This window comes from Arenibacter lacus, assembly GCF_008711145.1.
Taxonomy (GTDB): domain Bacteria; phylum Bacteroidota; class Bacteroidia; order Flavobacteriales; family Flavobacteriaceae; genus Arenibacter; species Arenibacter amylolyticus.
Map to the genome: position 1 here is coordinate 1 of NZ_VVIN01000053.1, position 26,586 is coordinate 26,586.

Annotated in this window: 17 protein-coding genes; 8 read left to right on the plus strand and 9 right to left on the minus strand. The window is 41.6% G+C overall.

The window, feature by feature from the left end:
• Positions 1-2,969 (minus strand): PAS domain-containing hybrid sensor histidine kinase/response regulator (locus tag F1E73_RS13410; RefSeq protein WP_150452194.1); only part of this gene is annotated, 2,969 nt, incomplete at its 3' end.
• A gap of 616 nt (positions 2,970-3,585) precedes the next feature.
• On the opposite strand from F1E73_RS13410, the gene F1E73_RS13415 reads away from it, so the two are divergent.
• On the plus strand, positions 3,586-3,951 hold the full coding sequence (locus tag F1E73_RS13415) for a hypothetical protein (RefSeq protein ID WP_086476505.1): 366 nt from the start codon (positions 3,586-3,588) through the stop codon (positions 3,949-3,951).
• A gap of 137 nt (positions 3,952-4,088) precedes the next feature.
• Here the strand turns inward: F1E73_RS13415 and F1E73_RS13420 are convergent, their stop codons facing one another.
• The 4 genes from F1E73_RS13420 to F1E73_RS13435 all read right to left on the minus strand — a co-directional run bounded on the left by F1E73_RS13420 (position 4,089) and on the right by F1E73_RS13435 (position 8,959).
• On the minus strand, positions 4,089-5,201 hold the full coding sequence (locus F1E73_RS13420) for a ThuA domain-containing protein (protein WP_150452195.1): 1,113 nt from the start codon (positions 5,199-5,201) through the stop codon (positions 4,089-4,091).
• Positions 5,202-5,292: 91 nt separating this feature from the next.
• On the minus strand, positions 5,293-6,135 hold the full coding sequence (locus F1E73_RS13425; protein ID WP_086476507.1) for a sugar phosphate isomerase/epimerase family protein: 843 nt from the start codon (positions 6,133-6,135) through the stop codon (positions 5,293-5,295).
• Between the two features lie 153 nt (positions 6,136-6,288).
• Complete coding sequence (locus F1E73_RS13430; RefSeq protein WP_086476508.1) at positions 6,289-7,587, minus strand: MFS transporter; 1,299 nt, start codon at positions 7,585-7,587, stop codon at positions 6,289-6,291.
• A 487-nt stretch (positions 7,588-8,074) separates the two neighbouring features.
• The gene (locus F1E73_RS13435; RefSeq protein ID WP_086476509.1) at positions 8,075-8,959 is read right to left on the minus strand and encodes an AraC family transcriptional regulator; all 885 of its coding nucleotides are present in this window, start codon (positions 8,957-8,959) and stop codon (positions 8,075-8,077) included.
• A gap of 273 nt (positions 8,960-9,232) precedes the next feature.
• Here F1E73_RS13435 and F1E73_RS13440 point away from each other — a divergent pair, with 273 nt between their 5' ends.
• The 7 genes from F1E73_RS13440 to F1E73_RS13470 all read left to right on the plus strand — a co-directional run bounded on the left by F1E73_RS13440 (position 9,233) and on the right by F1E73_RS13470 (position 18,477).
• The gene (locus F1E73_RS13440) at positions 9,233-10,282 is read left to right on the plus strand and encodes a sugar phosphate isomerase/epimerase family protein (RefSeq protein WP_150452196.1); all 1,050 of its coding nucleotides are present in this window, start codon (positions 9,233-9,235) and stop codon (positions 10,280-10,282) included.
• A gap of 64 nt (positions 10,283-10,346) precedes the next feature.
• Positions 10,347-11,501, plus strand: a complete 1,155-nt coding sequence (locus F1E73_RS13445; RefSeq protein ID WP_086476511.1) for a Gfo/Idh/MocA family protein — start codon at positions 10,347-10,349, stop codon at positions 11,499-11,501.
• Positions 11,502-11,673: 172 nt separating this feature from the next.
• Positions 11,674-12,789 carry a zinc-dependent alcohol dehydrogenase gene (locus tag F1E73_RS13450; protein ID WP_150452197.1) on the plus strand — a complete coding sequence of 372 codons (1,116 nt, stop codon included), beginning with the start codon at positions 11,674-11,676 and terminating at the stop codon, positions 12,787-12,789.
• A 13-nt stretch (positions 12,790-12,802) separates the two neighbouring features.
• A complete protein-coding gene (locus F1E73_RS13455) occupies positions 12,803-13,822 on the plus strand; it encodes an NAD-dependent epimerase/dehydratase family protein (RefSeq protein WP_150452198.1) in 1,020 nt (339 codons plus the stop codon).
• Positions 13,819-14,790, plus strand: coding sequence for a Gfo/Idh/MocA family protein (locus tag F1E73_RS13460; protein ID WP_150452199.1), 972 nt, complete (start codon positions 13,819-13,821; stop codon positions 14,788-14,790). The genes F1E73_RS13455 and F1E73_RS13460 overlap by 4 nt, the downstream gene beginning before the upstream one ends.
• Before the next feature lie 24 nt (positions 14,791-14,814).
• Complete coding sequence (locus F1E73_RS13465; protein ID WP_150452200.1) at positions 14,815-17,985, plus strand: PVC-type heme-binding CxxCH protein; 3,171 nt, start codon at positions 14,815-14,817, stop codon at positions 17,983-17,985.
• Between the two features lie 264 nt (positions 17,986-18,249).
• On the plus strand, positions 18,250-18,477 hold the full coding sequence (locus F1E73_RS13470) for a hypothetical protein (RefSeq protein ID WP_317045167.1): 228 nt from the start codon (positions 18,250-18,252) through the stop codon (positions 18,475-18,477).
• 174 nt (positions 18,478-18,651) lie between these two features.
• Here the strand turns inward: F1E73_RS13470 and F1E73_RS13475 are convergent, their stop codons facing one another.
• The 4 genes from F1E73_RS13475 to F1E73_RS13490 form a co-directional block, all read right to left on the minus strand.
• Positions 18,652-20,157: a parallel beta-helix domain-containing protein gene (locus F1E73_RS13475; protein WP_150452201.1), complete on the minus strand. Its 1,506-nt coding sequence runs from the start codon at positions 20,155-20,157 to the stop codon at positions 18,652-18,654.
• A 5-nt stretch (positions 20,158-20,162) separates the two neighbouring features.
• On the minus strand, positions 20,163-21,344 hold the full coding sequence (locus F1E73_RS13480; protein ID WP_150452202.1) for a cytochrome-c peroxidase: 1,182 nt from the start codon (positions 21,342-21,344) through the stop codon (positions 20,163-20,165).
• Between the two features lie 335 nt (positions 21,345-21,679).
• Positions 21,680-22,513, minus strand: a complete 834-nt coding sequence (locus F1E73_RS13485) for a LytR/AlgR family response regulator transcription factor (RefSeq protein ID WP_150452203.1) — start codon at positions 22,511-22,513, stop codon at positions 21,680-21,682.
• Between the two features lie 168 nt (positions 22,514-22,681).
• Positions 22,682-25,654 (minus strand): DNA polymerase III subunit alpha, encoded by a 2,973-nt coding sequence (locus tag F1E73_RS13490; protein ID WP_150452204.1) that lies wholly within the window; start codon positions 25,652-25,654, stop codon positions 22,682-22,684.
• Positions 25,655-26,586 lie beyond the last annotated feature (932 nt).

Here is a 26,586-nt window from a genome sequence, read left to right on the forward strand (position 1 = left end):
TCAAGACCATTTAAATAGGGCATATGGTAATCGATAATGGCCAAATCAAAAGCCTCACCCTTTTGCAAGGTATTTATGGCTTCTATTCCATTAGATAGGAGGGTGGTATTGATTTGTTCTACGGCTAGCATTTCATTTAGGATGGTGCGGTTATTGGCATTGTCATCCACCACTAAAACTTTCCCAACACTTCGGGTAACATCGACATGTTTAGGACTTTGTTCCAATTCCGTTTTAAATGCTACGTCAAAATAAAATACACTGCCCACATCTGGGGTGCTTTTTACTTGAAGCTTACTCCCCATAATTCCTAATAAGCGGTTGCTAATTGTTAGTCCAAGTCCAGAACCACCAAACTTACGGGTGGTGGAGGCGTCTTCCTGGTCAAAGGCATGGAAAATTTTATGTATGTTTTCAGGGGCAATGCCAATTCCAGTATCGCGAATGGAAAAACTGTATACCATTTCCTGTCCTTGAGCATCGCTTCTCCCATTCACCTTTAACTCTATCTCTCCCTGATGTGTAAATTTAACGGCATTCCCCAATAAATTAATGAGAATCTGTTTTAAGCGTACCGTATCTGCATACAGAAAGCGTTTTATTTTTGGGGAAATATTTAATAGAACCTCTAGATCTTTGTCGTGTGCCTGAAATTTAATAAGGTCTATAGCTTCCCCACAAAGCTCCACTAGGTCGGTTCGTTCAATATTTAACTCCAGTTTCTCTGCCTCAATTTTGGAGAAATCCAAAACGTCGTTTATCAAATCTAGTAAGGAGATCGCAGAGGTGCGAACGGTTTTCATATAGTTTTGCTGACTCTCTGAAAGCGCTGTTTTCATTAACAGGTCTGTAAAACCAATAATGCCGTTTAATGGAGTTCTAATTTCGTGACTCATATTCGCCAAGAATTCGGACTTGGATCTACTCGCCGTTTCTGCTTTTTCCTTAGCGGTGATAAGGGATTCTTCCATTGCCTTAAGCTTGGAGATATCTGTTCCCACCCCTAGGTATCCAGTGATGTTCCCCTCATTATCTTGTACGGGGGTAACTACTAATTGGACGGGAAAGGTACTGCCGTCTTTTCTAACATAAGTCCATTCCTTTGGAGTTATTTTTCCTTGACCAACCTCATAGCTAAAAACCGCCTCTCTAGGTATGGGCTGACCATATTTTTTTGAAAGGGCTGCTACCTGATTCGTAATTTCGTCCTCTAAATGAAAGATGGCTGCCCTAGAAGTTCCAATGACCTCCTCGGCACGGTATCCTAGTAAATTTTCAGCTCCCTTATTAAATTTCCTAATAGTAAGATCTAAATCGGTTTCTATGATGGAAATCTGTGTGGTGGCATCTAGCAAGCCTTGTAGGTCGGATAAACTCCGTTGTAATGCTTTTCGGCCCAAAATGGTCTCCGTCATATCTACCACCTGGCCAATTAAGGAGGTTACTTTTCCATCTTCATCATACATGCCAGCTACGTGGAAATGACAGTAAACAATATGCCCATCCTTATGGATATACCTCTTCTCAATACTGTAGTTGTCAATTTCACCTTTAATTAGTTGGTTTAGAAGATGACTATCATTTTTATAATCCTCAGGGTAGGTAATATCTTTAAACCGTAAACTAGCAAATTCTTCCTTAGAGTACCCTATCATGTTTGCTAGGTTGTTATTGAACATTATCCAAGTACGGTCTAGCCCAATAACTCCCATTCCGTTAGGAGAGTGATCAAAAGCCTGAATAAATTTATCGGCATTTTCTTTTGCCAATCGTTCTAATTCCTTCTGTTCGGTTATCTCCTCAAGTTGGGTAATAATCAATTCTTCTCCATCTTTAGCCCCTGGAAGAATGGTAGTATTGATGGTACACCAAATGAGCTTTCCTGTGTTGTGAAAACATTTCACCTCCAACTTATAACTACTGATTTCCCCTTCAATTAGTTTCTTTCGATAATCTACAGCCTTTTGCAGGTGATCAGGATGGATAACATCCTTAAAGGTAAGTTTCATCACGTCTTCCCTAGGGAGATGGTCTAATCCGAAAATATTGATCCCTGCAGGATTGATATCAATAAGTTTATTCTCCTTCGTAACCAGAATAATTCCCAAAGGTGACCTTTCAAAGATCATTTTGAAGCGTTCCCTTGTTTTCTTATGTTCTATGGATCGCTTCTTTTTCTCGTCAATATCCTGAAAAGCTCCGTAGACCCTAATACATTTTCCTAGTTTAAATTCTGGTTTTCCAAAAGCCCGGACCCAAATATCCCTCCCCTTAGCGGTAATTATTTTGCATTCTATATCATATGGAGTACCGTTAGTAACACAATCATTAAATGATTCAATTATAAGATCTCTACTCCATCCTTCTTTAAAAAATTGAATAGCCTCATCAAATTGTGGTATGTAGTCACTATCTACTTCGTGAATTTCTTTGGTAACCTTAGTCCAGAGCACCTCCTTTTTTAGAGTATCGACTTCCCATCCTCCAATTTGGGCAATTTCGTTGGTTTGTTCATAAATGTCCAGAAGCGCGTTTAAATCGTGCTGCTCTAGTTCATTATCCTTTTCCAGTCTTATAAACCGTAAGAGGTAAAAGAGTCCTTGTTGACTATCCTCTATAGGGAAGGCTTCTACCGCTAAGCTTTGTTGGTTTTTAGAGGCATCCTGCACCGTAAGTTGCCATTCTGAATCTCCTAAATCTCCCTTTTTTAACGAGTTTATGAATGCTTCCAGGGTCTCTGTGGTATTGGCATTCAGATGTTTATTTATAAAGGCGGCTTCGTAGTCAGCTTCTGAATAATCAAAATGAAGGGCCTGCCAAAAAGATTGACTTACCCAAAAGCGACTTTTTTCATCTGCCCTAAAAAACCATAAACCGGCTAGCTGTTTTTCTGTAATCCAGCTTAAAACAGAAGGGGTATATTGAAGTAATTGGTTTAATTGATCTTTTAAGGAGTAGTTTTTTGACATACATTATTAGTTGGGGGACTTAGGCTAAAATACATAAATCATTTTACTTGGCGGTAAAATAAGCCTTTCGTCGATAAAATCTTAGGTTTTTGCAACGCTATGAAAAAGGAGAATATTTAATTAAAGGGATCTCTTAGGTTTTTTTGGGGTAGCTTATGGCATTAATGGTGCCCACAGGTTTCTAAGATGTTTTTTGAAATAGCTAAGTAATTGATAGATAGGAGTTTTGTCTTTTTATGGATTATTAATTTTTCCGACGACAAATATAAAAAAAATTACCGACTAGGAATTATCCAGATACCTCATAATAGGAAAGTTATGGTAAGCAAAGATTTAAAGCCATTTGCCCCTAGCTGCAGCCCTTCTTATTAAATTTTGATTTACCCGTTAACTTACCTTAGAATTTAAAGCTGTTTAAAATGCTCCATATAACAGTTGTGGGTCTATTTTTATTAAGTTGGTTGTACTATAAGTTACCTTGAAACGTATCTCGGTCTGTAGATGCGGTAGTGCATTGGAATAGAGGCTAGGAAGAATAGCATAATATCGCAATTGCTTTGTAACCTTTTGCCAATCGAACCATCCAATAGATACAAAACACAAAAATAAAAATACGATGAAACTACATACACCAGTGGAGGTAAACCTTCTAAAGTATACGTTTGGATTGGTACCCATAGTGGCCGGCTTGGATAAGTTTACACATATTTTAACGGATTGGACCGCTTACCTTACCCCTTGGATGTTGGATTTAATTCCGTTTGAAGCAACTACCTTTATGGGGATTGTTGGGATTATTGAGATCGCGGCAGGTGTCTTGGTACTGATAAAGACCCATATAGGTGCCTTAGTGGTATCTGGTTGGTTGGTGCTCATTGCCTTCACTTTACTGATTGGCGGAGGGTATTTGGACGTAGCGGTGCGCGATTTAGTGATGGCTGTTGCGGCTTTCTCATTGGCGAAGCTTACTGAAGCGTCATAAAAGCAATGGAAGGCAGGTAAAAAGGGAACCTCTAAAGCCATAGAGATTCCCTTTTTTCAATGTAAATGGTGACTACTTTTTACCAATTGGAACTTATTTGCTGCCTACGGTAAAGGAAGCTTCAATAGAGATAGCACTTACTTAAGATCTGTTACTTTCAATTGCTTTTGATCCCAGTATTCGTCCTTTCTAAATTCATAATTAGTGGGGGTGTAATCACCCACCAAGGTAACGTCTGCTTTGGCGGGAACAGGAAGATTCATGGCCCAAAACACTCCGTTTACTAATAACCTTCGAGTACCTTCCAGTAATAGGTCGTTTGCCGCCCCGATGGTAGACGTAAATACTCGGCCTTTTTGGCCGTCTTCTAGCTGGTAACTCTTGGTCCAGGCTATAGGCATCATAGGGTTGTTCAATTGCACTCCCTTATCATTGGTGGTTGCAACTTCTTCGTCTGTGGGTTTCATCCCGTAGAAAATATCCTTTTCATCAAATTCCCCTGTTCGGTTTACTACCTGTCCTAGCATAATGGGCTGCGAATCCCCAGGGAGCGGAAGCCTAACTCCATAAACATCGGTGGGACCCCAAACATCTCCGTCTTCCAAACCGTTGTTTATTGGATGGGATTTTGCTCCTTCCGCAATAATTCCCCTCGTGCTCTGGTGTTTGTGATGCCCGTGGTGGTTTACCCAGTTTTCTCCTAAGATAAATCGGCCAAAACCATCTTTCCATTCCTCTTTATCCCCATTGTAGTAATTGCCATAATGTTTAAAGCTGGAGTTGGAATCGGCACCGAAATTAAAGGCGTGGGTGGCGGTACGGATCCCTAATACCGGCTTGCCCTCTTTCAAGTAGTTGTCTATATGCTGCATTTGATTGTCTGGTAGGGCACGGAACCGGGTAAAGATAACCATCAAGTCTGCGGTGTTTAAAGCCTCTAATCCTGGGATGTTCTGACCGTAATTGGCGTTGATGATCCCTGGTTTCCCTGGGTCTTGCGCAAATAGAACGGTGGATTTAAATCCGTGGTGGGTGCTTAAAATCTTTGCCATTTGCGTTAACGCCTCCTCAGATCGGTATTCCTCATCCCCAGAAATGAATACAATGTGCTTTGCATTGTCATCCGTGCCATCAAAAGTTAGCCACTGCACAGGATCATCCTCGGTTTTATTGGCGTTGTCCTGTGCTGTTTTTTTACCATTACAGGATACTATGACAAGAGCAAGCAATAAATAAAAATAATTTTTCATAACGTATTTTAAATAGTGTATTTATCAATCTAAACATAACCATTAAATTAGGATATGTTCTAAAATAAGACAGTTAGGGTAGTAGCTTGCCCTATGATCCTTGCATCCCCTTCTTTATAAAATCCAACCCCTGAGTATAGATTTGCACCGAGGGGGAAAAATCCCGCCAAACATTAATGGCATTCGCAAATTCCGGTATCACCGTGCTAAAAGCCTCAATAGTAAGCCAACCGTCATATTCTATTTCTTTTAGGGTGCTAAAAACGGCATCCCAGTGAACCTGGCCGCTGCCAGGTGTTCCACGATCGTTTTCACTAATATGGACGTGCTTTAGGTGTGGTGCGATGGTTTTTATGGCGTCTACCTGACTCTTTTCTTCAATATGAGCGTGGTGACTATCGTACATTGCACCTAAATTGGGATGATTTACCTGTTCGGCCAAGGTCTTTAAATCGGCCATTGTATTGTATAAATAGCATTCAAATCTATTGAGCGCCTCAGGGGCCAGCATAATGTTGGCAGTAGCGGCATATTCAGCTGCTTTTTGTAACATTTCCACACTCCATTTCCTTTCGGATAGGGTAGGGGGTTGCCTGGTAAAATATGCAAAAGAGGAATGAAACGGCCCGCAAACCACCTCCACATTGGATGCGGCGGCCACGTCTATGGACCATTTTAGTTTATCTAGGCCAGCTGCCCTTATGTTGGCATCCGGGCTGGCAATGTTTTCTTCAGCTGCTAAACTTGCAACAGCGGTCACCCCTAAATCTAGCGACTTAAAAAAAGTGCCTAGCTTAGAATAATGACCAACATCCCCTTCTCCTAGGAATAGTTCTATGCCATCATAACCTGTAGCCTTTATTTTTTCCACGAGTGGGAAATGCTGCTCAGTAACATGATTGGTCCAAAGCAACATATTCATTCCAATTTTCATAATCTATAGTTTTTAAAATCCTTTGGCTTTGTTTAAAGTTTAGCTAATGGAAATACAGTAAGACAACTGTTTTTTAGCTGTCAATTTCCACCTGCCTATTTTCCCCGATGGCGCTGCATCGGGGAAAGGAGGTATGTATGTAGAATGGTTGGTTTACAATTCTGGTGCGGGCTGCCCACTAGTGGCTTGCGCGGTGGTAGTTTGGTTTCGTTTTCTTATCCAGAACCACAGGATGGCAAAAAGGATGATTAAAATGGCAGGAAATGAGACCATGGTTCTTAGAGTTGCCTGTCCGGCTACCAACTCCAACTCATCCCCAGTTAATCCCGCAGCTGCGGCAACAGCCTTGTCTTTATCTATCCAACCTCCTATTATTGGTTGGAAAATTGAGGTAGAGAACATTCCCACCGCACCGATAATAGACATACCTAAGGCACCACTTTTAGGAATCTTATCTGCTACAAAGCCAATCATGTTAGGCCAGAAATAAGCCACTCCCAAGGCGAAAAATATGGCCGCCACATAGGCCATGGCCCCTGTTTGTGTGCTGAATAAGAATATACCAATGGTAGCGATCACTGCTGATCCCAACAGTACCCCGGTTTGGTCGAACTGTTTAACAACACTTCCGCCAAAATAGCGGGCAACAGCCATTAAACCAGTTACTAATGCTAATATTAACATTGGGTTGGCACCACTTTTCTCTAGAATAAGGCTGGACCATTGCTGAGGACCAAATTCGGAAATGGCGGTCAATGCCATACAGAATATCATGAATATAAAGAGTGGGGAAATCATGGCTTTTAGGTTTCCGCTAAGGGTAGCAGCTTCCTCTACCTTGGCTTCTGGCCATTTTTGACCCAAGAAAATATAGCCGTATATCAATGTGGGTATAAGGATAACCCAAATCTGGCTCTCCCAGCTCATACCTCCGCCAACTAAGCTTCCACCAATAGAAAACCCATCTGTCATAAAGGTAGAAATAATACTTCCTATTGCAATTCCCCCCGGGAACCACATATGAAATCGGTTCATCATCTTGCTCATTCTTACTCCTTGATAAGCATCGGCAATCATAGGATTACAAGCAGCTTCCGTACAACCGTTACCTAAACCAATTAGGAAGGTAGAAATCAGTAGGCCGGTATAGCTACCAGAATAAATAGTCATAATTATACCTATGGTATGGGCGAAAAAAGCAAATTGCATAATGGCTTTTCCTCCTACTTTATGATATATTAAACCTCCTATAACCATAGAAATAGGGAAGCCAAAAAACCACATGGAATTGATAAAGCCCAATTCTTCTGCGGTTAAACTGAGTTGATCTCCTAGTTGAGGTAGAATTCCCGCTCTAATACTAAAGGAGAATGCGGTAGTGATTAAGGCGAGGCAGCTCCCCCAAAATAGTCGGTTGGCATTAGGGTGTAAAATAGATGTTGATTTTTCCATCGAGATAATACTTTATAATTATAGTTTGGTTATTGATTTGATGCTATAAGATTAATCACTTTTTTGTAATAATCATAATTTTTTATGATAGGTATCCTTTTATTAATAAGGATAGTCCGTTCCAAGAACCTATTTCCAGATTTACGATAATGTAGGTGTATAAAGGAAATACTAGGGTTAAACATCAACAAAACTAAATTATAAAGCAGTTGCATGCTTCCTATTTCTTGTTAAAGAACAGTACTATTTTGTCTTAAAGGTGGGATTTTGAGAGGAAATGGGATATGTTAGGCCTATAACGGGTATGGAAAGCTTGTGCTATGCTTACCTTTCATCATTGCATAATGTATGCTTGCTCCAGAAGGGGTAATTTAGGAGAGGCTGTAGTTAGGGCATCGGATTTTATATTGCCTGAAGAATCTAAGATTAGTGTACATTAATTGGCATTATGAATCTAAAAGCCATAAGCTAGCTTATCACTAAATTCCTAGGATATACTGGTCTTAATGTTCAAAAATAACTTTCTAAACTCATGGGGGCTCATTTTAACGATGGACTTAAACTGTCTGTTAAAATTGGATAAGGCGTTAAAACCGCATTCGTAACTAATTTGAGAAATATTCAAATTATCCTCCAGCAATAATTTTCGGGCATGTCCTATCCGTATTTCATTTACAAATCGGGTGAAGGTCTTATTGGCCCGTGGTTTAAAATACCTGCAAAAGGATGTGGTGGTCATATTTAAGAGGCTGGCTATTTCTTCCAAGGATATCTTATCCTTAAAATTATTCATTACATAGTTGTACACAATCTGCATTTTTTCGGCATCATCCCCTTTAAAGGCGTTTACGTAACCAGGACTGGCCAAAAGGTGGTACTCTTCAGAATTGGCAAGGATGTCTATGATTTCCAAAAGCTTCATAATTCTAGCGAAGCCATTTTCTTTTGCTAATTTTGGCATTAGCTGATTGATCTTGTGTCTGGTTTCGCCATAAAACTCCATGCCTCTGACCGAGTTTTCAACCAGTTTATTGATCTTGTAAAACTCCTCCTTGTTTAAAAGAGACTCGCTTAAAAGCTCATTGTCAAAATAAATTACCAATCCTCGGGTGGTGAGGGTGCTGTCTTTTTCAAAATAATCGTCATCACTACGCCATAAATGGGGAAGGTTTGGACCCGTGATCACTAGATCTCCCTCCTCAAAAGACTGCACATGGTCCCCTACAAAACGGGTGCCCTTCCCTTCGGCGATAAAGGAAATTTGAAACTCGGGATGAAAATGCCAATTGGGATTGAAATAGGGGCCTACCAAGTCTTTGAAAATAAAAGTTTGCTTATTGGTCAATGCCTTTTCAATGTTCGGAGTACTCATAATTTTTCCTATTTCTTTTTAAATGCCCCTAAGTTAAGACAAAAAAGTGTCGACAATTAGTAAAATAAAGGAAATTTGATGTTGTATAGTATTCTAGATTTGTAGGAGTTGATTGATACGCCAATTATTAATCAATATATTTAGACTCGGAAAAATGATATTACCCGCTTGTCTTTCTTAGGAATTTAGCCGGATTTTCATCGTTTAAAAATACTATCTGCTTTTCTCCATTACTGGAGTTTTGCGGATGCCAAACTATAAAAACCAAATACTATGCAAGAAAACAACTTTCCTAAACTTCACAACGCCTCATGGCCTGGGGTAGTTGGAAAAGGACCAGATTCTGAACCACCAGTATCTTTGGATACCCTAATTGATCTCACGGCCAATGCGGAAGTCGACGGTGTAAAGTTTGACGGATTTGATCTTTTTGTTTCCGAACCACATATGGACATCGATTCTACCGATGACGGAATTAAAAGGATGGCCGACAAGGCTAGGGCAAGAAACTTAGAAATAGGAAGTCTTGTGGCTCCAGTATGGGCAGGCACTGGCGGTGGATCTGCCATGGGGAGCAAGGCAGAACGCGATCAATTTGTGACTCAGGTGAAAAAAGCCTGTGTCATAGGAAAAAAACTACGGGATTTAGGGGTGAGGCCCCATGGGATAATCAGAATCGATTCTTCCGTAGATCCCGCTAGCTGGGCGACCGATCCAGTCGCTAACACCAAATTAATTGCCCAAACTTTTAGAGAGGCCTGTGATGTGGCTGCAGATTATGGGGAGTCCTTAGCGGCAGAAGGGGAAATCTGTTGGGGCGGAATGCATGGATGGAAAACCATGATCAATACCCTGGAGGCCGTAGATAGGCCCAATATTGGATTTCAGGCCGATATGGCCCATACCCTGTTGTATCTTCTTGGCGCCAATAAACCCGATGAGCGGATTTTACCAAAGGACTTTAAATGGGAAGATAGGGAAGCCCTTAATGAGGGGTTAAAAACGCTTACTGCGGCTTTAAGACCGTGGACCATTGATTTTCATGTTGCCCAAAATGATGGGACGGTCTTTGGTGCCGGTTCCCATGATAAAACGGGGCGACATTGTTTGGCGACGGACCCCAATGGTAAATTGGATATAGTGGCCGACGCTGGGTATTGGTTGCGTGATGAGAATGGGGTGCTGACCAAAAATTTTAAACATATTTGTTGGGATGGCTGTATGTTCCCCAATGAGGTAATGATGAAACAACAAACGTGGAATGATATCCTCGCAGCAATGATTAAGGTAAGACAACAACACGGGTGGTACGAAGCCGAATAATTAGGACGCCCTATTTACCTGTACTCGTACAATTAAATCACTCACAACTAATTAAAACATTAAAATGTCAGAAAAGAAAAGTATCAGAATAGGAATGGTAGGTTACGGATTTATGGGGCGTACCCATTCTAACGCCTACAATAGATTGGCTAATTTTTTCCCAGAGTTAAAATTTCAACCGGTGTTGAAAGCGGTGTGCGCGCGTAATAAAGAACGCCTGCAGGCCTTTGCAGACCAGTGGGGGTACGAATCCATTGAAACCGATTGGCGCAAATTAATTGCTAGGGACGATATTGACGCTATCGATATCTGTACCCCTAATAACATGCATGCAGAGATCGCCATTGCCGCGGCAGAAGCTGGGAAGATGGTGTTGTGTGAAAAACCTTTGGCCAGAACAGTAGCAGAGGCTCAGCCCATGGTAGATGCCGTAGAAAAAGCAGGTGTTAAGAACACCGTTTGGTACAACTATCGTAGGGTTCCTGCAGTTACCCTTGCCAAAAAACTGATAGATGCGGGAAAATTGGGGAAGATATTCCATTATCGCGCCAATTTCTTGCAGGATTGGACCATAAGTCCAGATTTACCCCAGGGGGGAGAAGGTACGTGGCGATTGGATAATGACGCTGCTGGATCTGGAGTGACTGGAGATTTATTGGCACATTGTATAGATACAGCCATGTGGTTAAATGGGGGAATTAAGGATGTTTCTGCAGTAACGGAAACTTTTATCAAAGAACGTATGCATTCTGGGACCGGAGAAGTTCAAAAAGTAGGTATAGACGACGCGTGTATCTTTCATTGTCATTTTGACAATGGGTCCTTAGGAGTATTCGAATCTACTCGTTATGCCCGTGGACACAAAGCTGCGAAAACGTTCGAGATAAACGGGGAGCATGCCTCTATACGATGGGATCTGCACGATTTAAACAGGTTAGAGTATTTTGATCATAGGGATGAATCCATGGAGCGAGGATGGCGATCCATTCATGTTACTGATGGAGATCATCCTTATATGGACAAATGGTGGGTACCCGGACTTAGTGTGGGGTATGAGCACACCTTTGTTCACCAAGCTGCGGATTTCTTTAAAAGTTTGGAAGACAATTCCGTTTGTTCCCCTACCTTTAAGGAAGCCCAAGAGACCCAAAAGGTTTGTGAGGCTGTCTTAGACTCTGCAAGGGAAAGACAGTGGAAGGATACAGGGGTTATCTGGTAGGTAATAATCGTATAAAACAAGGAATGGGGTTTGGTGTAGTCCGCCCCAATTGTTTTAAATAAAATCTTAGGGTGAGGGAAGCATGGAAGGCCATCCCACCCCTTCTTATTAATGTATATATCGGGAAATTGTGGACTCCATACTATTTCCCTGTGCATCCAAAAATTTGGGAATGACTGAGAAAATAAAAGGCTTTTGTCTGCATGGACGTGAAAAAATAATGCCCCATTCGGAAGGATTAGTAACTAGGAATACTTCTGTGGTAGATATGGATCTCCCACCTCTGAAAGTAGGTGAGATCCGGGTAAAAACCTTGTTTACCGGTATCTGTGGGTCAGACAACAGTGCCGCCTTGGGAAAGGCCAATTTTGATTGGGTAGAGCGACCTAGGGTTATTGGGCACGAATTTAGTGCTCAGGTGCTAGAACTGGGCCCAGGAATCCACGGTGAACTAAAGGTAGGTGATATAATTACCCCACTGGCCATGTTGGGTTGCCAAGAGGAGGATTGTCCCGCCTGTAGTGTGGCTAAGTGGAACCTTTGTCCGACTAAACAAATAATAGGTTTCCATAGAAATGGCGGTTTTGGTCAGCAGGTCATAATGGAATCAGACCGTGCCGTAGTTTTAATGAACGGATTAAGTCCGGAGCAAGGGGCCTTGGTAGAACCCTTATCCGTAGTGGTAAATGCACTGCACAATAAATGCGATATTAAACCAGGACAGGATGTAGTAGTCACTGGATGTGGAATTATTGGGCTGATGTCTGCAGAAGTGGCACGTGCCGCAGGGGCAAGGGTGGCAATAACCGGAATTGCCCACGATAGGGATATTCGATTGAAAAAAGCGAGGGAAAGAGGGTTTATTGCCATGGAGGTATCGCCGGAAAACCCTTTATCCAAACAGCTACAAAACGGTATACAAGATGCCAACGGAGTGGCCTTTGGTAACCATGGAAAAGTAGATCTCCTTATAGAATGTTCCGGAGTACCCCAAGTTTTATCCGAGGCCATTTCCGTAGTACGCCCAGAAGGGGATATCTGTGTAATTGCCACCTACGGCAAGGAGGTAGCGATCAATGCGACTCATCTAACCAGAACCTCCTTAAACATGAGGGGGTCCATGGGATCGTGCAGGGCAGATTATATGGTGGCACAAAAACTGATGCTTACCGGGGCATTCCCTGCGGAACACTATGCTGATTTTTATGATTTTAAGGATATTACCCAAGCATTTGAAGACTCTATAAAAGCCACCAACGTAAAGGCAGTGGTAAAAATGAATAGCTAACAGAAGAAAGAGTATGCATACAATATTTATTACCGGAGGTACAGGCTGCATAGGATCGGCAACTATATACAAGTTATTGGAATCCAAAGAGGTTTCTAAAGTTGTGGTGGCCACGCGGGCCAATAATACAGATTCTTTAAAATTATGGTTAGGGGAAGACCTAGATCCACGATTGGAATTTGTAAGCTTGGACGTGGCAGATTACAAGGCAATGGAAGAAACGTTGTTGCGTATTAATCCTACCCATATTATTCATTTAGGAGCTTATCAGAGTCCTGATTGTTCCATGTATCATATAAGGGGAATGGAAATCAATACAGGCGGTACCATGGCGCTCTTTGATGTGGCGGAAAAGCTGAGGAACTTAAAACGATTTGTTTTTGCAAGTTCGGCAGCCGTATATGGCATGCGTAGCATGTATCCAAATCCAGGAATTAAAGAGGACGCGCAATTGGCACCCCCAAACCATTACGGAATATGGAAATTAGCTGGGGAACATTTGGCCAGATTGTTTTTTGACAATACCAAGGTACCCACCGTTTGCCTAAGGATCAATACCACCTATGGGAAGGGGAGGGACAAAGGGAAGACTTCTGCTCCTACCAATGCTCTAAAAACGGTGGCCATGGGCGCGGTAAAAGGAGAGGTAATCCCCTTTGAAATGCCCTACCAAGGACGTGAAAACTATCACTTTGTGGAAGATGTAGGCACTCATTTTGCAGTATGTGCGCTTTCCGAATTTAGTGGATTTGGGGCTTTTAATATCAAAGGAGAAACCATTGCTATAGAGGATTTTTTGGAGATAATAAGGCAAGAAGCCACTGCTTTGGGAATAGGGGAGTTTGCACAGCTCTCCATAGCCGAAGGAGCAGCACCCAACCTCTTTGTGTCGGACCTCAGTCATGAAAAAATTGAACGTACCTTTCCGGAATTGCCTTTAACCTCTATTGGGGAAGGGGTTCGTAAATCCCTGCTTGAGTTTAAGGATATGGCAGAAAAAGGAATCTTAAATTATTCAGAACAAGGCTCATGAAAACAATAAAAATAGGACTCCTAGGTGCTGGGGATGTGGCCGATTTGCATGCCGAGGCTATCAATTCTTTGGAGGGGGCAAAACTGGTGGGACTCTGGAACAGAACCCCGGAAAAAGGAGCCTTAAAAGCAGCGAAATACGGCTGTAAGACCTATAAAACGGAAGAAGAGCTTTTTCAGGACCCTCAATTAGATGCGGTTTTTATACTGACCAATATGGAGACGCACTGTGAGTATACCGTAAGGGCCGCGCAAGCTGGGAAGCACATTTTGGTAGAGAAACCTGCAGCCTCCAATATTGCCGAACTGGAGAAAATGCAACAGGCTGTAGAGAAAGCGGGTGTAAAATGTATGCCTGTACACAACTATATCTACGAAGATGGCATCCAAAGGACCAAAAGAATGATCCAAGAAGGCCGCTTGGGTGCTATTACCCAGTTTTACATGATGTACAATATTCATCATGCAGACGATATCCGGGCCAGATACCCTGGAGTAATTCGCCAGATACTTACCCACCACAGTTATACCATGTTGTATTTGGCTGGCTTGCCAAAAACAATCTCTTGTTTAAAGCATACGGTAGATGTAAGTCTTGCTCCACAGGAAAATGTGGCCATGGCAACTATTCAGATGCAGAATGGTAGCTTAAGCCATTTATCGGCCAGTTTTGCCAATGACGATCATGCCGGAGATCCATGGACCTGTATCATCAAAGTAATGGGCACCAAAGGGAGTACCCGCTACAGTTACAGGGATTGGGTAATCAATGCCAGGCACGGGGCACATTCCCAAACCTATGAATGCTATCCCGAATCCATAAAAAATACGACAACCCATTTCGTGGATAAGGTGTTGAGGCATAATGAAGCACCCCTTTCCACCTTGCAAGATGCCATTAGCTGTCAAAAAATTATTGAAGCCTGTGAAAAATCGGTGAAAGAGGGAGTTCACGTCAAGTTTAATTAATAGATAAACAAACCAACCAACCTTATGAATATCAAGAGGAAGTGGATCCTAGGTAAAATATGCCTTCTGATCTTAATGGCAATAACAGTACATAGTTGTGCGGAAAAGGGAAATACCATTCCCTTGCAGAAAGCATCGAGTATTGTGTTAATTGGCAATAACCTAGGGTCTAGGATGATGAATTTTGGCCACTTTGAAACGGAAATGCATTTGCGCTATCCGGATAGTTTACTCTTTATAAGAAATATGGCCGACGGGGGCAATACCCCTGGCTTTAGGCCACATTCCTCACGCAATTCGCCTTGGGCATTTCCAGGGGCTGAGGTATTTCACGCAGAATTGGCGGAGAATTCTGGTAGTATCGGTCACTTTGATACGGAAGATGAGTGGCTAAGCCGATTAAAGGCGGATGTAATTCTTGCATTTTTTGGATATAATGAATCTTTTGAGGGGATTGAGGGGCTTGATAATTTTAAGGAAGAACTAAATGCTTTTATCCAGCATACCTTAAAACAGAAATACAACGGTACCGAGGCACCAAAATTGGCTTTGGTTTCCCCAATTGCCTTTGAAGACCTATCCGCAGAAATGGATTTGCCTAATGGAATTAAGGAGAACGAAAATCTTGCTATGTATACCGAGGCGATGCGTGAGGTAGCAGCCAATAATGGGATCTACTTCCTAGATGCCTTTACTCCATCCCAGAATTGGTACAACTCAGAAAAAGAGAATTTAACGGCCGATGGCTTCCAGTTGAATGATTTGGGATATCAAAAGTTTGCCAGATTATTGGCCGATAAGCTGTTTGATAAGGAAAAGGCCGTGGCAGAAGCACATAGAGACTTGGTGAGGGAGGCTGTATTGGAAAAAAACTGGTTTTGGCACAATGATATTAAAATCCCAAACGGGGTGCATGCCTATGGGAGACGTTATGACCCATTTGGGCCAGACAACTACCCCTTTGAGGTAGAGAAGATCCGAGAAATGACGGCTATTAGGGATACTGCTATTTGGGAGGCTACGAAAGGGAAAACAATGGATTTAGCTGCAGCAGATGCAAAAACGAAGAAACTCCCTCCGGTGGATACCAATTACCGTCCCAATAATAAAAATGGGAATCCCGAGTATTTATATGGGGAGGATGCCCTGGATAAAATTACGGTTCCAGAAGGTTATAAATTGGAGCTGTTCGCTTCTGAGGAAGAATTTGAAGAGCTAGCCAATCCGGTACAGATGACCTTTGATACTCAAGGCAGGTTGTGGGTAGGCGTTATGCCAAGCTACCCTCATTATAAGCCTGGGGATAGTAAACCAAACGATAAACTTCTTATTTTAGAAGACACCAATAATGATGGCAAGGCCGATAAACAAACGATTTTTGCGGATGGTTTGCACCTTACCATTGGTTTTGCCTTTGCTCCCGAGGGAGTCTATGCTTCCCAGGGTACTAATCTGGTACTACTAAAAGATACGAATGGCGACGATAAGGCAGATGTAACGGAGGTGATATTAAGCGGTTTTGATGATCATGATACCCACCATGCCATCAGTGCTTTTGCTACAGATCCCTCTGGGGCCATTTATATGGGCGAGGGGGTGTTTCTACATACCAATGTAGAAACGGCCTATGGTCCGGTTAGAGGCACCAATGGCGGATTTTATAGGTATAGTCCACAGCGGCATCACCTAGAGCGTACCGCACAACTCTCTATTCCCAATCCCTGGGGAATTGCATTTGATGAGTGGGGACAGAATTTCTTTGCACATAGCTCTGGTCCGGATATGACCTGGATGATGCCGGGAACCATTAAATCGCGTTACGGGGTGGCCAATCCCTTGCCAAAAAATTTAATTGAGGATGCCCATAGGGTACGTCCTACCTCTGGATTGGAGTTTATTTCCAGTAGGCATTTTCCCGATGAGGTGCAGGGCGACTTCCTTATCAACAATACCATCGGATTTTTGGGGACTAAGCAACATTCCATTTCAGACGATCCAGATTCGGCAGGATATCTTAGTAAGCATCGATTGGATCTAGTAAAGGCTACCGATCCCAATTTCCGGCCGGTGGATATGGAGTTTGCACCCGATGGATCGCTGTATTTCTTGGATTGGCATAATGTGTTAATTGGACATATGCAGCACAATGCAAGAGACCCGCTTAGAGACCACAGTCACGGTAGGGTATATAGGATTACCTATCCGTCTAGACCCTTGGTGAAGCCGGCAAAAATTGTAGATGCTAGTATAGAGGAACTATTGGACAACTTAAAATTACCTGAATTTAGGACCCGAGAGAGAACAAGATTGGAGTTACGAGGCAGGGATGCTGATGAGGTGTTAAGCAAATTGAAGGAGTGGACAAATAATTTGGATAAAGGGGATCCCAGATACGAACACCATCTTTTAGAAGGGCTATGGGTAAGCTGGGGGCTAAATAAGATTGATATGGAGCTTTTGGATCAAGTTTTAAATTCCAAAGATTTTAGAGCCCGCGCCGCAGCGGTAAGGGTAACGAGGTATGGCGGACACCAGTTGGACAATCAAGAAGAAATATTGATGAAGGCAGCCCAGGACCAACATCCAAGAGCGCGTTTAGAGGCCTTAACGGCCGCATCCTGGTTAGATAAGGAAAAGGGGCTGCCCATAGTTATGGAGGTGGGCAAGAAACCCTTGGATAGTTGGATGCAAAGACCTTACGAAGCCGCCATCGCCCATTTAAACGGACATAAATTGGGAGAAGACCCCGAAAGCAGTAAAATCAACACCCAATTAACAGGCAAGGACAGGGAGCGATATATTAAAGGCGCGGAAATTTATGCAAGGGAAGGATTCTGTATAACCTGTCACCAGAGCAATGGTAAGGGATTAGAGAGCTCTGGATTTCCTCCACTGGCTGGTTCGCGTTGGGTGACGGGAAGCGAAGACCGTTTGATAAAACTTACCATTAACGGCATGATGGGCCCTATAGAGGTCTTGGGTAAAAAATATCCTGGGCAAGTTCCGATGACCCCCTTTGGTGGCATGTTAAACGATGAGGAAATGGCAGCAGTGCTTACCTATGTACGCAATACTTTTGGAAATAAGGCATCTGTAATCGATGCCGAAAAGGTAAAACAGGTACGTGAGGCAATCAAAGATAAAAATGGATTCTATACCGCCGAAGAATTGTTAAAAGAGCATCCCCTGGAATAGAAGAAAACTACAATTAAAATAATATACACAGCTATAGGCAAAGGAATGCTAAAAAGGCTCTGTAATATAGGAAATGCAATAATATCATCGTTTTAAGGCGAATTAGTGCTAAGTTTGTGTTAAATTCATGAAAATCTTAGGTTTACATTAGAATAAGGGGTATTATGCTAGATTCTGATATTAAGCTAAGGTGTAGTTTAGAAGACAAACCTAATTTAATGGCAGAATAATATTGTTAAACTATTAAAAAAACAGATATTATTTATGGCTAGATCTAGAGGAAGATTGGGGAGACCTGCTACGAGACCGACAGAATTAAGAGATGGTTATTATATCGAGGTTCGCAACAAGAATCAAAAATCGGGAGGGATCAAGATCCGAAGGGATACGGAAGAACAAATGATGTATGCCTATGAAGAGTATAAAAAAAGTAAAGACGTTACCGTTTTGGGAGAAATGAAAGACGGGAAGGTCGTAGATGTAGTGGCTTAAGCCATCTCATTATCACGTATAGTAAAAACCCTGTCCATATTTGGACAGGGTTTTTGCTTTTCTAGGAAGGCCTGATCTATAAGTATTGTATATGTGAACATGGGGAGATTTAAGTAGGATTAATTCAATGAATTCGACTTTTTAAAATATCTTTATTAAATCGGTGGTCCCTATCTACTCCTTCATGGCCAGAATATATTCTGCCACGGCCATTTTAGCTTCGTCCGATAGGTAGTCCTGAGGGGGCATTTCTGGGTAATCTTCCCGTAGGTTTTTTGGGTTGGTGATATAGTCTACAATACCCTGGGGATTATTATTGTGTATCGCCTGAATAATTTGGGTAGGCGGACCAATTAACCGCTCATCCCATGCATGGCAACCTGCACAGACGCCGTAGTAGGTAAGCTGACCTATTTCCTCCTTAGAAACCGATCTTGGAGCTACGGGGACGTCCAATAGAAAGGTGGTTACCTCTTTGGTGTCGGTTATTTGCGCCGGACCAAAATTGTCCAGTCCAAAGGTGCGGTACCTGTTCTTATCTCTGATAGTACTACCTACACCGACGCCCATAGCAAGGATATCCGGGCCTTTGGTAGATAATTGAGTGAGCATTAGGGCTTTTATCTCCCCGGTGGGATTGTTGCCATTATTATGCATAAAGTTATCCAGTATGACAATCCGGTCTGGATTGGGCTCAGAATTAGGATCGTTGGAAGTACTGCCGCCTGTGGCGAGGTCTACAATGGTAATCCCCGCATTGTCATTCCCGGATATAATATTGTTCTCTATGATGACGTCATCGGCCGCCATAACCAAAATGCCGGTCCCAGGGGGTATGCCCGCTACAATGGATCCTGGAGCACCAAAATTGGGATGGTTGTTGTTAACGACAAAATTATTGCGGATAATGATATCGAAGGCAGTTTTAATGGGTAATCCTGGGGTAATAAATGCCAAGATTCCACCAGTATTATTGTGCGCGTAATTATTTTCGACTAGTGCGTGTCTAGAATTTTCAATTTCTATTCCTGCTACACTATTAAAGACCTCATTGTGGAGTACATCAATATTATCGCACATACCCACATAAATGGCTGCGTCTTCTATTCCGCTGAGCACATTGTGTTCTATCAACCCATTTTTACCGTATTGTGGAAAGATGCCGTATACCCCCGCATCCATGATCCAATTATTCCTGAGGACAAAATTATTTCCGGCCTGACCCATGATGCCGTTGCCTTTATAGTTCATGATCTTGAAATTCTCTATTTGGATTCCGTTGCCGGAATATAAAAAGGCATCATTCAATTCCTTTTTACCATCCAAGGTGGGCCATTCCCCCTTTACGATTATTCCCTGTACACTAATATTATCCTTGTCTATATACACGGTTTCATAGTAATTACCAGGAAAAACCTGAATCAAATCGCCCGGCTTCGCCGCTAGTACCGCTTTTTGGATGGATTCCCCTTTTTTAACCTGAATGATTTCACCAGTAAACTCTTCACTCATCGCTAACTGCGTACTATCCTTGGTGAGTCCCACATTCCTATATTTCATAGTGGTTGGCATGGGGACATATTCTGACGGGCCACTGGTAAAAAGTGTTTTTCCGATAAAAACACCAAGGGCAAGTGTGAGGATTAACCCGATAATTAATAATCCTGATGATTTTTTCATTTGTTTTAATTTAGATGTTGGTTGTTCATTGTGGTTAGCCCAGAGGGTAGTATTTCTGGAGTTTTTGGCATAAAGGATTCGTCTGTCAATGTTTTAAGAAAATCTACGATTCTATCTAGTTCATAATCGGTTAAATTAGGTTCCCAAATATGCCAATGTAAGATCAAATCCTCCTCTTCCGGTACAGCGTGTCCACGACCGTTATTATAAAATTGCACCGTTTCCCTTAAGGTGGGAAAGACTCCTGAATGCATGTAAGGCGCTGTTTTTTCAATATTTCTTAAGCTAGGCACTTTAAATCCGCCTCTTAGCGTTTTATCCTTGAACGGCACTTCTGCTCCTGGATCAAAGGAAAAGCCTTCGGGTTCTGGTGCGCCCAATACGGCTATTTGCTGATTGGTGAATAGGGGTGGGGTATGGCACTCGGCACATCTAGCTACAAAAGATCGGAAGATATTTAAACCTTCAATTTCCTTCTGATTCAATGCTTCGTGATACCCATGTGCATATTGATCGTACTTACTGTTCAGGGAAACTAAGGAGGATTGAAAAGCGACTATGGAACGGTATATTTCATCCAAAGTAATAGAATCGGTTTTACTTCTATTTGGAAAAGCCTCGGCAAACAAGAATCTGTAATTATCAATGGAATTCATAGTTTGTATTAGATTTTCCGGAGTATTTGCCATTTCCTTTTCGTCGAATAGTGGACCCTTCATCTGCTCTTCCATAGTACTGGCTCTCCCATCCCAAAAGAAACTCTTTAAATAGGCTACATTCCACAAGGTAGGCGCTGCCCTATCTAATAATTGATTATTTATTCCTCTACTTCTAGGTAGGCCATCACTAAACCCTTTATTGGGATCGTGACAGGAAGCGCAAGAAATGGTGCCGTTACCGGAAAGGGCGGGATCAAAGAATAAATACCTTCCTAAGTCTATCTCTTGTGGGGAAAAACCGTCTCTAACCTCTGGTAAGGCGGTTTTTAATCCACCTACACCTGGGTCATTGTCAGTGATGTATTGTTTGTAAAAGTTTTGGGAAATACACTCGTTCCGTTCATTTAATTTAAAACCTGGCGGACAGGTACTGCTCAATTTAGGAACATCGTAGTAAATAGGCGATGGTTCCCCGGAACCCTTAACGAAAGCTAAGCCCCCAATAAAAAGGCCCAAGATTATCGCCATGAATAGAAAACTGTTTTTATTCACACTGCTCAGATTTAATTAGTGGATTGCAACCTTATAACCTATTCGATGCTAACTTTAATATTTTATTGTTGAGAGTCTATCTCTAATATAGAACCATTAGTAATCCAGAATCTCGACTTGTCTTATTAGGTTGTACTTAAGAACAAATTAATAGGAGTTTGCTTAGCAGGCAGTATATCTAGGCGGTTTTGTGATAGAAAAGCCCTATTAGGGACTAATGGGACCTTACTTGCTAAGTGAGATTTGAATACACCGACCCTTGGGCCGACATATAATCGGTGTTTTACTTCCACTGTTTTGAGGTAATTGACTTACTCTATGGTTTTCTCAAAAACATCCTTGTATCCAGAAGAAACAGGGATAACTTCTTCCGGCAGGTTTTGAAGACGTACCCCATACCCTTTTTTAGTCTTTTTTAGGGAAGCAATATGGATGGTGTTGATCATATAGGAACGGTGGATGCGGATTACATTGGGGTCGCTAATTTTAGGCTCTAATTCCTTAAAGCTCATTCTCACCAATTCCCTTGTTAGTTTTTCTCCCGTTAGGTAAAATAGCTCCAAATAATTACCAGCAGATTTAATGTAGAGTAGCTTTGGATACTTTATGGCGAGAAGTACCTTATTATTGTCTCCATTGATAACTAATAACTCGTTTCCTTGCTCAGCATTAGATACTACTGTATTGTCGTTCACCTGTTTATAGGACGATAGCTTTAATTGAATTTGAGTATACCATAAAAACAGCGTGTAAGGAACCACCACTACTAGTACTATTTGCTTTACGGTAATAAAATATTCAACGATTTGTTCTTGAAGGCTATTTATTGGCGGACTATAAACAAGTTCGAATACCGCTGCAATTAAGAGCATTTCCATAAGGCCCCATAGCATTAAACTGTATACTTTGAATCTTTTGATTTTAAATAGGGGACGGAGAATAAATTGAGAAACTAGGAACACTCCCAACCCCAAGAGAACAAATTCCAAATAATAAATTTTACCCCATACATTGATATCATAGGGGTCATATATTTTGATGAAAATAAATGAATACAAACAGATAAAACCGATTACTATGAGCTTATTCTTAGAGGAATCCAAATAGGGGATATCCTGGTTTAACAGCTTGCTTATGCGATTCATATTATTTTCTAGGTTGGGTCTTTAGCAAGGGGATAACATTAATTTCGCCCCTATAAAACAACTATAATTATTTAACCATCCAATCTAATAAAAATTGTGATGAATTTGGAAGTACCCTATTAAATTCAACAATTTAAAATGAAGGGAGCAGTTGGTTTCGTCCTTGTGTTAAGGCTTTTTGTCCGCATAACGTGGATCTTGGATATAATCTTGTTTTTGCATTTTAATCACTTCAATACTCAAAAACCCAAATTCGCTTACTACTTTTCCATAAAACCGATAAATGCCTCTTCCCCGAAAAAAGTATTTTGCAGCAACAGGAGGGAATAGCACCGTATCAAAAACCTCCCCGTGCTGATCTACCAAGGTGGCAAAGTTCATTCGGGTTCCCTTATGGGTCTTGGTGTTTTTTACGGTTACTAAATATCCATAGATATCGATGTTTTTTCCAAGGTATCTTTCTAGGTCTTTTTTCCCGTTCTTATTCTCGGGAACTTCGGTTAATAAATAAAATGGACTGCATAGCGGAAAACCTAGGAGTTCTATCTGGGTGAAAGCCATTTCTAGGTCTGTAGTGTACAAAGTGGGAATTTCAAAATGTGGTTGTTTGGGCGAAAACAGCTTCGGGTGTTCCAACCTTGTGCTTTTGGAGAGGGACAAGTGTGCCTGCCATAATAATTCGTGCTTATTCACCCCCGTAAAGCGGAAGGCATCTATCCGAATTAGAATACTTAGTTGTTCAACCGATATGGATACTCTGTCTATAAAATCGGTCAATGATAAGAAATCGCCGTTGGTTACTCTTTCTTTTAAAATGCGCGTTGCCACCTTTTCTTCCAGTTCCCGTAGGTACATCAACCCTAAATATAGCTCCTTGCCATAGATATGGTTCACCATATAGCTATTGTTGATACAAGGAGGGTGAATGTTGGCCCCCAGCATCCTAGCTTCGTGTATATAGAATTCCGCACTGTAGAATCCGCCCCCATTATTAAGTACGGCCACCATATATTCCAAAGGATAATAAGCTTTTAGAAATAGGGTCTGATAACTTTCTACGGCATAGGAGGCAGAATGCCCTTTGGCAAAGGCATAGCCAGCAAAACTGGCTACTTGGTCCCAAATCTCAAAAATAAGGGTGTCCTCGTATCCTTTTGCCCGACAATTAGCTACAAACTTGTCTTTTACCTTTTGGAATTCCTCTCTAGATCGGAATTTTCCACTCATTCCTCTTCTGAGCACATCGGCTTCGCCTAGGGTAAGATCGGCAAAATAGTGGGCTACTTTTATCACATCTTCCTGGTATACCATTACCCCATAGGTTTCTGGCATAATGGACAGCATTACGGGATGTGCTTTTTCTTTGGTTCGTTCCGGATCTCGATGTCGTAGAATATATTCGCGCATCATTCCACTTTTAGCCACTCCGGGGCGTATAATGGAACTTGCCGCTACCAGTCCCAAATAGGTGTCCACCTCCAGCTTTTTTAATAACATACGCATGGCAGGAGATTCTATATAAAAACAACCCATACATTGTGCACTTTTTAAGATAGAATTTATATGGGGATCTGTTTTAAATTTTCCAATATCGTGAATGTCGAAAGTGCCGATTTCCTGGGGTTGATTATAGGCAATGATTTCCAAAGTCTCTGCAATTTTTGCAAGCCCGCGTTGGGATAGGATATCAAATTTAAAAAGCCCCACATCTTCTGCTATCACCATATCAAATTGCGTAGTAGGATATCCCTTTGGAGGTAGGTGGGTAGCAGAAAAGTATTCAATGGGTTTTTCTGTTATCAGTATACCCCCTGCATGAATGCTGAGGTAATTGGGCTTTCCTTTAATAAATTGAGCGTATTTAAGCACCAATTTGGAAATATCGTCTAGTTGGGAAATAGGATAATCTCTATTACAGAGCATATCTATTTCCTCTTTGGGAAGTCCAAACACCTTTCCCAATTCCCGGATAGCTCCTTTTTCTTGAAAAGTGACATAGGTCCCCAACAGGGAAACGTGGGGAAAGCGCTCAAAAATATACTGGGTCATGGCCTCCCTATCTTTCCATGAAAAATCGATATCAAAGTCGGGCGGATTAACTCGATAGAGGTTTATAAATCGCTCAAAATACAAATCCAGTTCTATGGGGTCTACATCGGTAATTCGGAGCAAATAAGCGACTATGCTATTGGCACCGCTACCACGCCCTACGTAGAAATAACCCTGATTACGGGCATGGGAAACAATATCCCAATTGATGAGGAAATAGGAAACAAACCTCATTTTTTTAATGAGGTCCATCTCTTTTTGGAGTCGTTCTAATATTACAGAATCGGTTTTGGGATATCGGTAGGGTAGGCCTTCCTTGCATAGTTTTTCTAATAGCGCTTCGTCTTCCGCGGTATTCCCCAAATAGGTTTTTAGGTTTTGGGGCTTACGGTTGTCGGAGAAGTCGAAGTAGATGGAGCAGGAATTCATAATTCGCTCCGTATTTTCTAAAATAAAGGGATACTCAGAAAACGCCTTGGTCAACTCCTCTAAGGGAATCATCTTTTCCTCGGGATTGGCTTCCTCTGATTTTGGTAATTTGCTTAATAATAGATTATTATCTACAGCACGTAGCAGTCGATGCGCATTAAAGTCGCGCTTATTACGGAAAGTAACAGTTTGTTGTACTACTAGTTTATCCTTGAGTTCTGCAAGCTTGGTAAAGGGCAGTCGTCTAAGATCGGCGATGGAAATACCGATATATTCATGCTCTAAAAAAGTATGTTGCTCATTGAGTAACGCTTTTTGAAAAGGATAAATAACAAAAGCGTCTTTAAAAGCCGGCGCTATGGCCGGAATTTTCTTCTCCTCGTGCAGGTGTTGGGAGAGGTAACTGTTTAATTCCCGATATCCTTCGTTGTTTTTAGCTAGGGCTACAAAGCAAGGATCTACCCCATTCCTAAAATCTATACCCAAAATGGGTTTAATATTGAACTCTTGGGATTTCCTTACAAAATTTAGGCAACCGGAGGTGTTGTTGATATCGGTAAGTGCCAGTTGCATCACCTGCATCTCTTGTGCCAATTGTAATAGCTCCGTTTCGGAAATAGTTCCAAAACGAAGGCTGTAGTAGGAATGGCAGTTTAGATACATTGGGATAAAATTCAGTTCCAATCCCAAAGTTAAAGGTTTGATTCTTTAAGTGGGGGGATTTGTTGGATCATTCCAATTTGATGATTTGAAAATTTGACAATTTGGAGATGGCGAACCTAACACTGATCCACTTTAATTCATGGGCTAAAACGCCGTGGCAATTCAAATAAGGATTACTAGATGTCTAAAACAAAGAATCTCCGTACGAATATCTAAGTGGTCGATTGATAGGTTGGTTTTCAGGTGGTAGTGAATTTGTCTTCAGGATTGAGTTTTCTTGGATTGTTATTTGAAATATCCGGGTTTATACTAGATTTATTTTGTGACTTCGGCCATACCTGTCGGTAGGCAGACTCCGCCTACCTCCGGCAGGTAAACTCAGTCACCGGATTGTTGGAGATTGCGTTTTTCTTCCGTTAGGTAGGCGTAGTCGAAATCGGTGATGATTGCAAGTGGGCAGTTGAAATGTTACTTAAACTAAGTTTACCGTAGGTAGATAGTTAAGGTCCAATAAGCTTTTACTGATTGTCGCGTCAGTTCGAGTGAAATTCCATAGGAATTTTGTATCGAGAACCTCGTTGTGATGCATCATTTTTTATGTCAAATTTCTTTATTGGCATTATCCACAACTGTTTCTCGATACAATTTTATTCCGCTACGCTTCATAAAACCACCTGCCTCGACTTCAGGCTGGCTCGAAAGGACGGGGTGGGTATTAAGTATCAATTCTAATTCTAACTACTCACTACTTTGTACTCATATCTATTTAATTGTTTACTATCATATGACTAAACTTAAACTGTCCAGTATTTTTGATGGTTTTAGTTATACTTCTTATTGGATTTATTTATAAAAGGATTAGTTCTGTTTTAAAAACTTATTCTGTTCATTTTTTCCATTGATGAAATGCGCAGCATTCATGAATTCCTTTT